The following is a 9457-nucleotide window of genomic DNA, read 5'->3' as shown; positions in this document are numbered from 1 at the left end:
AGCTACGTCCAATGTTATCTTATTGATCAGCAGTACACTTAATCTGCCAAACAACAGCCCAAAGATCAAACCGAATCCCATTTGGACAAAAAAACTTCCGATTGCTGACCAAATCGTGGCGTCTGGAACCTGGATCATTTCAATAAAAGCGACTGTCAAAAAAACCGCCATCGGATCATTCGACCCTGATTCAGCTTCCAATGTAGCTGTCAATCGCTTATTAATATTTTTACTCCCCAGCACAGCGAAGACCGCTGCAGCGTCTGTCGATCCGACAATCGCGCCAAACAGCATTCCTTCCAACATGGTCAAACCCAGGATATAATACGCTGCCAACCCGGTAATGATGGAGGTGATCAAAACCCCAAATGTCGCCAGCACACCCGCCGGAGCAAGGATCGGACGCATGTTGTTCCACTTGGTCTGGGTACCACCCTCAAACAAAATGATAATCAGCGCCATGACACCGATCATCTGAGTAAGCTCTACATTTTCAAAGTAAATAACTTCGTTGAGGATCATACCGACAAACAGGAAAAGAACAAGTGAAGGCAGCCCCAGACGAGCCGAGAATTTTGTTGTAAACACACCTACAATGAGCATGATTGCGAACAGTAGTACGAATGATGTGACAGAGGGATCCATGAAGTAATTCCTTTCAGCAATATTCTATCTATATTTTACCGTTTTTATTGATAAAAAACAAAGAATTCGTTCAAAGCAAAAACCTAGATTAACTGGTAGTAAGGCATATAACGGGGATTTGTATAGTACGGCGGCCTTGATCCAATTACCGGGGCTGACCACGCATTAGAATTGTTGTCATACAATATCTTTGCTTTATCGTATGTCTGTGACATCAACAAATACCTCACTTCAGGGTTGTAATAGTCATCATACACATTACCCATCTCCTTTTGTACGTATTCCTTGACAGCCTATTCATTTTTTCGGCTATTGAGCCTGTATATATGACAAACCCGTGCACGACAAGCGCCCATCCGGCATAACGTAACCTGAAGACTCATTTTCAGGAAGGATGAATTTAATGAATGAGGATAATCGGGAAAAGCGGCAATACCCACTTTACCCTAACTACGGTAAAATAACGCAATATGAGGACGTGGCCATAACGGTCCCCGAGCAGCGGCAATACCGCCAGCCGGGTGTCGAGCGTCTGATGGTGCCGCAGCCGATTGTGGAAAATCCACATGAAAAAGGCAGCGGAAAAATGATCGGAAAATGCACTCTTATCACTGGCGGTGACAGCGGTATTGGCGCAGCAGCTGCGATTGCATTTGCCAAAGAAGGTGCGGATGTTGCCATTGCTTATCTGGATGAGCATGAAGACGCGAACCGCACAAAACAACGTATTGAGGAACTTGGCCAACGTTGTCTGTTATTACCGGGCGATCTCCGCGAAAAACGACAATGCATTGACATTGTTGACAAAACGGTCGAAACATTTGGCAAGCTGAATGTTCTGTGTAACCATGTCGGGATTCAATTTCAGCAATTAAATCTTGAGAATATTTCTGATGAACAGTTCGATGATACATTTAAAGTGAATATTTACTCTCATTTCTACACAACCCGTGCCGCCCTGAAATATTTGAAGGAGGGCAGTTCAATCATCAATACAACATCCGTTGTCACATTTGACGGCAATGACCAATTAATTGATTACACAGCGACAAAAGGTGCCAACGTCGGCTTTACCCGCGCCCTGGCCAACAGCCTCGTCAGTAAAGGAATCCGCGTCAACGCCATCGCTCCGGGACGTATCTGGACACCGATCATTCCCGCAAGTTTCTCTGCCGATCAGGTGACACTTGCCGGCAACCCCATGGATCGCCAGGGCCAGCCGTTTGAAGTGGCACCAACGTTTGTCTATTTGGCTTCCGATGATTCCCGCTTCGTTACCGGACAAGTGCTGCATGTGAATGGCGGACAGGTACTGGGCTGAATAATTTTTCATTGTCATGCTGTGAACTGTAAAGAACTTTAATCACGATGATGAGCGCGATGTGGTTCAGATAAAAAATAGCCCGCTCCGGGAGAATGATTGGAGATTGTACAAAGAGGATTATCTGTATGCATAGTCTTCTGCAAAACGATTTCTTCATGGTTATCGTTTTTTACTTTCATCACAGCTCAAATAGCATATGACTTCACAAGGTAACGCTCAATAAATTCAGCCAGGCCGTCCAGTTCATGATGGCCAGTAATAATATCCGCGGCCGATTTCACTTCTTGCCCAGCATTCGCCATGGCGGCGCTAAATCCGGCGTTTCGAAGCATTTGGATATCGTTTGGACCGTCACCAATGGCTGCCGTTTCTTCAGGATTAATGCCAAATGCTCTAATCAGCACTTGAATGGCTGCCCATTTTGAAACACCAGGCGCGACAATCTCAAACCCGTCTTTCCAGTCAATGACATCTGCTTCATTACTGAAGAAATGTGATAGATACGAACCATGACGGCCGGTTTTGACATTGTATTTCAGCGCGTTTCGATAATCTGCATGCCGCAAATCGCCGATATACCTGGGCGGAACCTCGCCCTCCCTGGTCCACTCATCAACCTCTTTGCACGTTTTGTTGCAATAGAAGCCATCGGCTGTGTGCACAATAACATTGTACTGGTTTTCATTCGTGATATGATGAAAATATTCCTCATCCAGCACAACAGGGTTCATCTGGACAATCCTTCCCGTTAATCCATCATGAATGGATGCACCATTCAAGCAGATCATCGGTGCCTTCAAACCAAGCAGACTATGGTAAGGTGCTGTAATCTCATATTGACGCCCCGTCGCCAGAAAAACTTTAACACCCTGATTGATCACTCTGTTGATTGCCTCCGCGTTGCGCTGTGAAATCTCATTTGATGACGTCAGCAATGTTCCGTCCATATCAATGAACAATGCACGTATACTCATGGTTTCTCTCCCTCCTTTTACACATCAAACATATCACCTGAATGTAAAGTGCGGATTAATTTGATGTTATGATTTCATGAAAATTTGGGGAGAGCGTGTGTATGATGTTAAAAAAATCGGCGCTTGTACACCGGCGGTTATTGTGATGACTAAAGTTATTGCTATTCTTGCATTATGATGCATTCACCTGCTTGATAAATTGCTTCATCACCCCCGGCATATCAGGCCATGCATGCCCGGATATCAAATTGCCATCGGTATGATTCGACTCTTCAATATAACGCGCGCCTGCCGCTTCCACTTCCGGTTTGCAGGCAATATACGCTGTCATCTCCCTGCCCTTTAGATGCTCTTTTACCGTTGTCAGAACTTGAGCCGCATGACAGACAGCTCCAACAGGTTTGTTCGTCTCGAAGAAATGGCTGACAATCCGAGGTACGTGTTCATTCAGTCGAATATGCTCTGGTGCACGCCCGCCCGGTATAATGAGCGCATCATAATCAGCGGGCTTTACCTCATCAAAGCTTGCAGTTGCTTCAATCTGATACCCTTCTTTTTCGGTATATGTTTCCCAGCCGATGAAATCATGGACAACCGTATGCAGCTTTTTAGGCGATCCCGCTGCAATCGTTGTCTCATACCCTTCCTCCAAGCAGCGGAAATAAGGATAATAAATTTCCAATGACTCGACAGCATCTCCGGCTAGAATCAAGACTTTTTTAGTCATGCAATGTTCCCCTCCTTTTGAAATTTAAATTTATTATAGCATATATTTTGAGAATGATTTGCTATTTTCCGAAAATTAATTATCCAATATACCTCATTGTATTAAAGGCTCACAGTACATTCTTATTCGCCTTCGATACAAACATAGGTGGCATTGCTCGCCGCAAACGCCATACAAAATTCATTGGTTTGCTTCCAGAATGTTGTACATAGTCAGCAGTTCCCAGAAAAATATAAGGCGACGTATAACCATTTTCTTTCTTATATTCACGGACAAATAACATAATTTGATGGTTATTTGCTTTATGATTAATATAACGCTTGGCTGTGTTACTCGTTGGTGTCACGGTACTCTGTGTTTGCCAGTGAAATAATTGCTCATTCATGGCATAGTCTTCATATAGCGTCGACGGTGAAAAGTCTTTTTCCGATTTATTCAATGTTATAAAAAACGAATCCGTCTTTTTATCTTTGAAATGTTTAACGCCCTCACGAAAAGCGGGTGCCTTTTCTTCATTATAATACCCCATGGCAGCCATAATTTGGTTAATATTATATTTCGCGTGAACACGTAATGGTGATGGATATCCTAAATCATGCATAAATTCCATTTCAGTTAGATGTTGGCGGTTATAATCCAAGACTTGTAGAATCTCCGCTTTTATTTCCGGAACACTTATTATATATTTGATTCCTGCTTCAATAGAGTCAAAGCCCACTTTATTTGGCGCATTCTGATAGAACGAATAGTAAAACATATTAGCCATCAGGCGTTCCTCTTCATCACGAATTGAAGAATCATTCAAATAACGTAAGTAAAAATCAAGAAGTCTCTTTGAATCTAAATGAAAAAGATTTGGCAAACGTTTTGTCACCATTTTTTCATCTGCAAAATAAAAATCATCATTAATGCCTGCTTCTACTAGCATTCGGCTAAAAGATCGATTACCACTCCTGCCATAAAAATCATAGATAGATAACTGATAATATGTTAAGAAGTTGTTCAATGTTAGTGGCTGATCTGAATGGAAATGAAAGTCTTTTAACTTTTGGATCATATGGCTGCGACGGTTGCTTAGCTGTCTAATATTCCGTAGCACATATTCCTTCGCTTGTTTTTCCATGACGATAAAAGAGCCTCTAGGTAACGTACTAAAGCCGTTTTCTACGTAGTGTTTAATCGAATGTTTTGTTCTGCCAACAAGTGCGCGGAATTTATCTTCAAAATTATAATTTTTGTATGCTTGTCCAATAAAATCCAGGACAGTTAAGCACTCTTTATCGTCATGTAGTCTTAAGCCACGTCCAAGTTGTTGCAAAAATACGGTTAAGCTTTCAGTTGGACGTAAAAACAACGTCGTATTGACAGCCGGTATATCGACGCCTTCATTATACAAGTCTGCAACAAATATAAATTTGATAGATCCTGATTCTAATTCTTTTTTGGCCGTTTCTCTTATTTCCTTATTAGAACCACCGTGCAAGGCAATTGATGGGACACCTCGTTGATTGAAAAACTCAGCCATAAACTGAGCATGTTTAACTCCTACACAAAAGCCTAAGCCCTTTACATCATCTAAATCAGTGACGTACTTTTTAACACTTTTTAAAATTTGCTGTGCACGCATTGTATCGCCCGTATATATGTTTTCCAGTTCACGTACATCATAGCCGCTATTTCGCCATGTGACTTGTGATAAGTCAACACTATCCGTTATGCAAAAATATTGAAACGGACTTAATAACTTTTGATCAACCGCTTCCGTTAACCGCATTTCAGCAGCAATCCGATCATCAAAGTACGGTAATACACTCTTACCATCCATTCGCTCTGGTGTTGCGGTTAAACCAAGTAACACTTTCGGTTGATAGTATTGCAACAATTTTTGATAGGAATCCGCAGCCGCATGGTGAAATTCATCAACAATAATAAAGTCATAGTAATCAGGCGACGTATATTTATATAACTTGCGGCTATTGAAGCTTTGAATACTGATAAATAAATGCTCAATACTATCTGGTTGATTTGAACCAACCAATAAATCGCCAAAATTTAAATCCTGCACGATGGCTCTGAAGGTGTCCAGACTTTGCTTCAGAATCTCTTCACGATGGGCAACAAACAACAATCGTTGCGGCTTCCCGTTTTCCTTTACAAAGCGCTTATAATCAAATGCCGATATGACCGTTTTCCCAACACCTGTTGCAGCCACTAATAGATTGTGATATTTACCGTGTACTTTCCGTTCCACGTCAAGATTTTCTAGAATCTCTTTTTGAAAATAGTATGGCTTTATTTCAAAGGAAAAATGTATCGGCTGCTCATCTTGCTCTTTTTGACTTAAATTCATTCTTAATTGCTTGTGATCATCTTCTTGATCGTAACGAAATAGTTCAAACTCGTTATTATTCCAATAGGTTTCAAAGGTGGCATCAACCTTTCGCATCACGTCAAACGAATCCTTTTCAGTCATTTTAACGTTCCATTCCAAACCTGACGTTAAAGCCGGATTGGATAGATTTGATGACCCAATATAAGCCGTACTAAAATTCGTATCACGTTTAAATATGTATGCCTTCGCGTGAAGTCTTGTTCGATCCACATCATACGAGATTTTAATCGCTGTGTTTGGTAATTGACTTAATTCCATAATGGCTTTGTAATCGGTCGCTTGCATATACGACGTCGTAATAATGCGAAGTTTTCCTCCTTTTTTCTCGGTAAACGCTCTTAATTCCGGCATGATGCCACGAATGCCGCTCCATTTAATAAATGACACGAGCATATCAATTTGATCGGAGGATAAAATTTCATTTCGAAGCTCATTTAACATATTGGGTTCAGATTTTGAGCCAGTAAACAACGAGCTTTCGGAGATTGGTGTTACTGGACGTACTGGGCTTTCATCCTTAACACTGCGAATATTATTTAGTTTCGAATAAACAGATGTCAAGATTTCGCCTTCCTGATCCAGCTCCAACCGTTTGAAGTCTTCTTCAGGTAATAGCTCGCTAAGTTTCTGAATGAGGGCATTACTCGCCTGAATTTGCTTTAATAACGCCCCCTTATCATCCTTTTTATCATGTTTATCTCGTATGTAATATAAAGCTTTTCTAGTAATTTCGGAAATATAAGCTGCTAATTTTTTACGTGCTTCCTCTACATCAAGCGATTCCTTGCCTATATCATAGTCTTTTTCCTCAAGCTTTTCTAAAGCCTGCTTCATCTCTTTCGTGATAACTTCTTCATATATACCTTCATGTAACAAACAATCACCTCTTTACGATCAGAATATTTATATAGCAGGAGAACAGCTCTATGTAGTAAGATACCTAATCAGCTTTTCTATCGCTGGCTTGTCAGCAGGGGCCCAATCCAACTTGTTTAAATTTTTTTGGGAGAACCATTCAAGGGCGTGATGTTCCGTATTTATAGGAGTACCCTCCAACAGTTCACAAAAGTAGGTTGTTAGATGAACCACACCAAAATCATGTTCATAAACGGTGTGTTCAATCCGATCGCCTACCTCCACTCGACACTGAAGTTCCTCATCAATTTCGCGTATGAGCGCGTCCTCAGGTGATTCACCCTGTTCAATTTTTCCACCTGGAAATTCCCATTTATATGGTAATGTTTTTGAAGGGCCTCTTTGCGCACATAAAATCTTATGATTATCTATGATGACTGCTCCAACAACGTGTATATCTTTTTTCATTATGTCCTCCCAAAAATTTGCTAATTAGAATAAGCGTTACCTTCTGCTTATTTAAGTTCCGGAATCATCAAATCCGTATCATCCGGCACATACCCAAGGTGTCGGGCCATGGAAACAATTTGTCCCTTATGATGAAACTCATGTGTGACCGTATGGGTAAAAAGCCATAACACTGGCAATTCCTCATCCGCTTCCTGCCAGGGAACAGATCCCTTTATAGTCCCATCAAACTGCCCTTCATATGTATTAAGGAATCGATAGACCAGATTGTCCACTTCGCCAAAAATATTTCGCATGTCCTGCACATCACTGACTGCCCCTGGCTCGGCCGCCTTGATATTTTCTTTAAGTCCGAAATTCGCAAGCCATGACTGATAGCATTCCGCAACATGTGTATGCAGATTCCGGATGGATCCCCAGCCAAAATCATCAAGTTCTTTTACGTAATCTTCCGGAGCCAGCTCTTCACAAAACCCGAACAGTAACTCCCTTGTGTTTTTAACTAAATCATATTGACGTTTCAAAACACTCATGTAATTCCTCCTAGCTGAGCATATCGGTCGCTCTTAACACCGATTATCGAACTATTCCTATATTATCACAAATCATGTACACTAAAATGTACCTACGCTTGCATATATGATTACTTTTATCAATAATTTTATAACGAGGTGAACCAAATTGGAAACATCACTGATATCACCGGATAACACCTGGGCACTCTGGGCTTTTTTGACGGGATGGGCAGCCGTCAGTATTTATCTGGAACAGAAATATGCCTGGGCGTCCAAAATTTCCGGGGCGATTATTGCACTGATCGGGGCGATGGCGCTGGCCAACTTCAATGTCATTCCACTTGAGTCAAGCGTCTATGATGCGGTCTGGGATTATGTGGTGCCTCTGGCCATTCCGCTCCTCCTGTTCCAGGCCAACATTAAAAAGATCTGTCAGGAAAGCGGCCGGATGCTGACAATCTTCCTGTTGAGCGCAGCCGGTACAGTGGCAGGGACCATTGTGTCATTCATGCTGCTTAAAGATGTCATTCCTCACTTGGATAAATTAAGCGCCATGATGGCAGGATCGTACACGGGCGGCAGTGTGAATCTTGCAGCTATGGCATCCAAATTCGAGGCGCCGGGCGAGCTCGTTTCAGCACTTGTTGTTGCTGATAACGCGATGATGGCGCTGTTCTTTTTCGTGTTAATGGCTATTGCGGCGATGTCATTTTTCCGGAAAAAGTATTCGACACCACATATAGAAGAAGTTGATGCAACCACATCCGAGAGGGAAGGTGAAACCCAGGCGGCTTCGTTCTGGCAGCGGAAGGAAATATCCTTAAAAGATATTGCCACAAGTATTGCGACGGCATTTGTCCTTGTTGCTGTATCATTTAACCTGGCTGATTTTTTTGCCAGTGTTGTTCCGAGCGGTGAGGACGCAAACATTTTCTTCCAGGTTCTGGGCGCCATTATCGGTGATCATTATTTGATGTTAACAACCTTAACCGTTTTGGCAGTCATTGCATTTCCGAATTACTTTGAAAACATCCGTGGAACGCAGGAGATCGGGACATTTTTGATTTACTTATTCTTTGTTGTGATTGGTGTGCCAGCGTCGCTGACATTAGTTGTCACAACAGCACCGCTTCTGCTCGTTTTTACGCTGATCATTGTTATCATCAACCTGCTGTTCTCTCTTGTGTTTGGAAAGTTGTTTAAATTCAACTTAGAAGAAATTGTGCTTGCCAGCAACGCCAACCTCGGTGGCCCGACAACCGCAGCCGCTATGGCCATCGCAAAAGGCTGGCATAAGCTGATTGTTCCGATCCTGCTCGTTGGCACACTTGGCTATATTATTGGCAACTACATCGGAACTGGGGTCGGTGTGTGGTTCCAGACGCTAATGTAAGATTTTACAATAGCGCCCTGTTCGAGTCAGGAGCCGTTTCGTCGCACGACTTGAGGTGGGCCTTCGCACGGGTTGGGGATGCGCTCGCTCAACTTGCGGGCGCGCTCGCACAAGTCGGGGACGATCTCGCTCAACTTCGAGGCGCTCTCGCACAAGTCGGGGAT

General features: G+C 42.5%; 8 protein-coding genes. 2 read left to right on the top strand and 6 right to left on the bottom strand.

What is annotated here, in order from left to right:
• Positions 1-645 (bottom strand): cation:proton antiporter (locus tag VK080_RS07055; protein ID WP_324224067.1); only part of this gene is annotated, 645 nt, incomplete at its 3' end.
• A gap of 403 nt (positions 646-1048) precedes the next feature.
• On the opposite strand from VK080_RS07055, the gene VK080_RS07050 reads away from it, so the two are divergent.
• A complete protein-coding gene (locus tag VK080_RS07050; protein ID WP_324224066.1) occupies positions 1049-1966 on the top strand; it encodes an SDR family oxidoreductase in 918 nt (305 codons plus the stop codon).
• A 188-nt stretch (positions 1967-2154) separates the two neighbouring features.
• Here the strand turns inward: VK080_RS07050 and VK080_RS07045 are convergent, their stop codons facing one another.
• From VK080_RS07045 to VK080_RS07025, 5 genes are all read right to left on the bottom strand, one after another.
• A complete protein-coding gene (locus VK080_RS07045) occupies positions 2155-2943 on the bottom strand; it encodes an HAD family hydrolase (protein WP_324224065.1) in 789 nt (262 codons plus the stop codon).
• A 172-nt stretch (positions 2944-3115) separates the two neighbouring features.
• Positions 3116-3670: a DJ-1/PfpI family protein gene (locus VK080_RS07040; protein ID WP_324224064.1), complete on the bottom strand. Its 555-nt coding sequence runs from the start codon at positions 3668-3670 to the stop codon at positions 3116-3118.
• Between the two features lie 109 nt (positions 3671-3779).
• Positions 3780-6938, bottom strand: coding sequence for a DUF3427 domain-containing protein (locus VK080_RS07035; protein WP_324224063.1), 3159 nt, complete (start codon positions 6936-6938; stop codon positions 3780-3782).
• Between the two features lie 48 nt (positions 6939-6986).
• The gene (locus tag VK080_RS07030) at positions 6987-7385 is read right to left on the bottom strand and encodes a (deoxy)nucleoside triphosphate pyrophosphohydrolase (RefSeq protein WP_324224062.1); all 399 of its coding nucleotides are present in this window, start codon (positions 7383-7385) and stop codon (positions 6987-6989) included.
• Between the two features lie 47 nt (positions 7386-7432).
• Positions 7433-7918 carry a DinB family protein gene (locus VK080_RS07025; protein WP_324224061.1) on the bottom strand — a complete coding sequence of 162 codons (486 nt, stop codon included), beginning with the start codon at positions 7916-7918 and terminating at the stop codon, positions 7433-7435.
• Between the two features lie 148 nt (positions 7919-8066).
• Between VK080_RS07025 and VK080_RS07020 the strand changes: the two genes are divergently transcribed.
• The gene (locus VK080_RS07020) at positions 8067-9293 is read left to right on the top strand and encodes a DUF819 domain-containing protein (protein ID WP_324224060.1); all 1227 of its coding nucleotides are present in this window, start codon (positions 8067-8069) and stop codon (positions 9291-9293) included.
• Positions 9294-9457 lie beyond the last annotated feature (164 nt).

The sequence above is a fragment of the Lentibacillus sp. genome, assembly GCF_035301925.1.
In the GTDB taxonomy this organism is placed as follows: domain Bacteria; phylum Bacillota; class Bacilli; order Bacillales; family Amphibacillaceae; genus Lentibacillus.
Note: the sequence above shows the minus strand (reverse complement) of the source record. Positions and strands in the feature narration are given on the sequence as shown.

Bases quoted from the DNA above. Each gene is read 5' to 3' on its own strand.
- VK080_RS07050 (WP_324224066.1), top strand. From the start codon at position 1,049: ATGAATGAGGATAATCGGGAAAAGCGGCAATACCCACTTTACCCTAAC.
- VK080_RS07045 (WP_324224065.1), bottom strand. From the start codon at position 2,943: ATGAGTATACGTGCATTGTTCATTGATATGGACGGAACATTGCTGACG.
- VK080_RS07040 (WP_324224064.1), bottom strand. From the start codon at position 3,670: ATGACTAAAAAAGTCTTGATTCTAGCCGGAGATGCTGTCGAGTCATTG.
- VK080_RS07030 (WP_324224062.1), bottom strand. From the start codon at position 7,385: ATGAAAAAAGATATACACGTTGTTGGAGCAGTCATCATAGATAATCAT.
- VK080_RS07025 (WP_324224061.1), bottom strand. From the start codon at position 7,918: ATGAGTGTTTTGAAACGTCAATATGATTTAGTTAAAAACACAAGGGAG.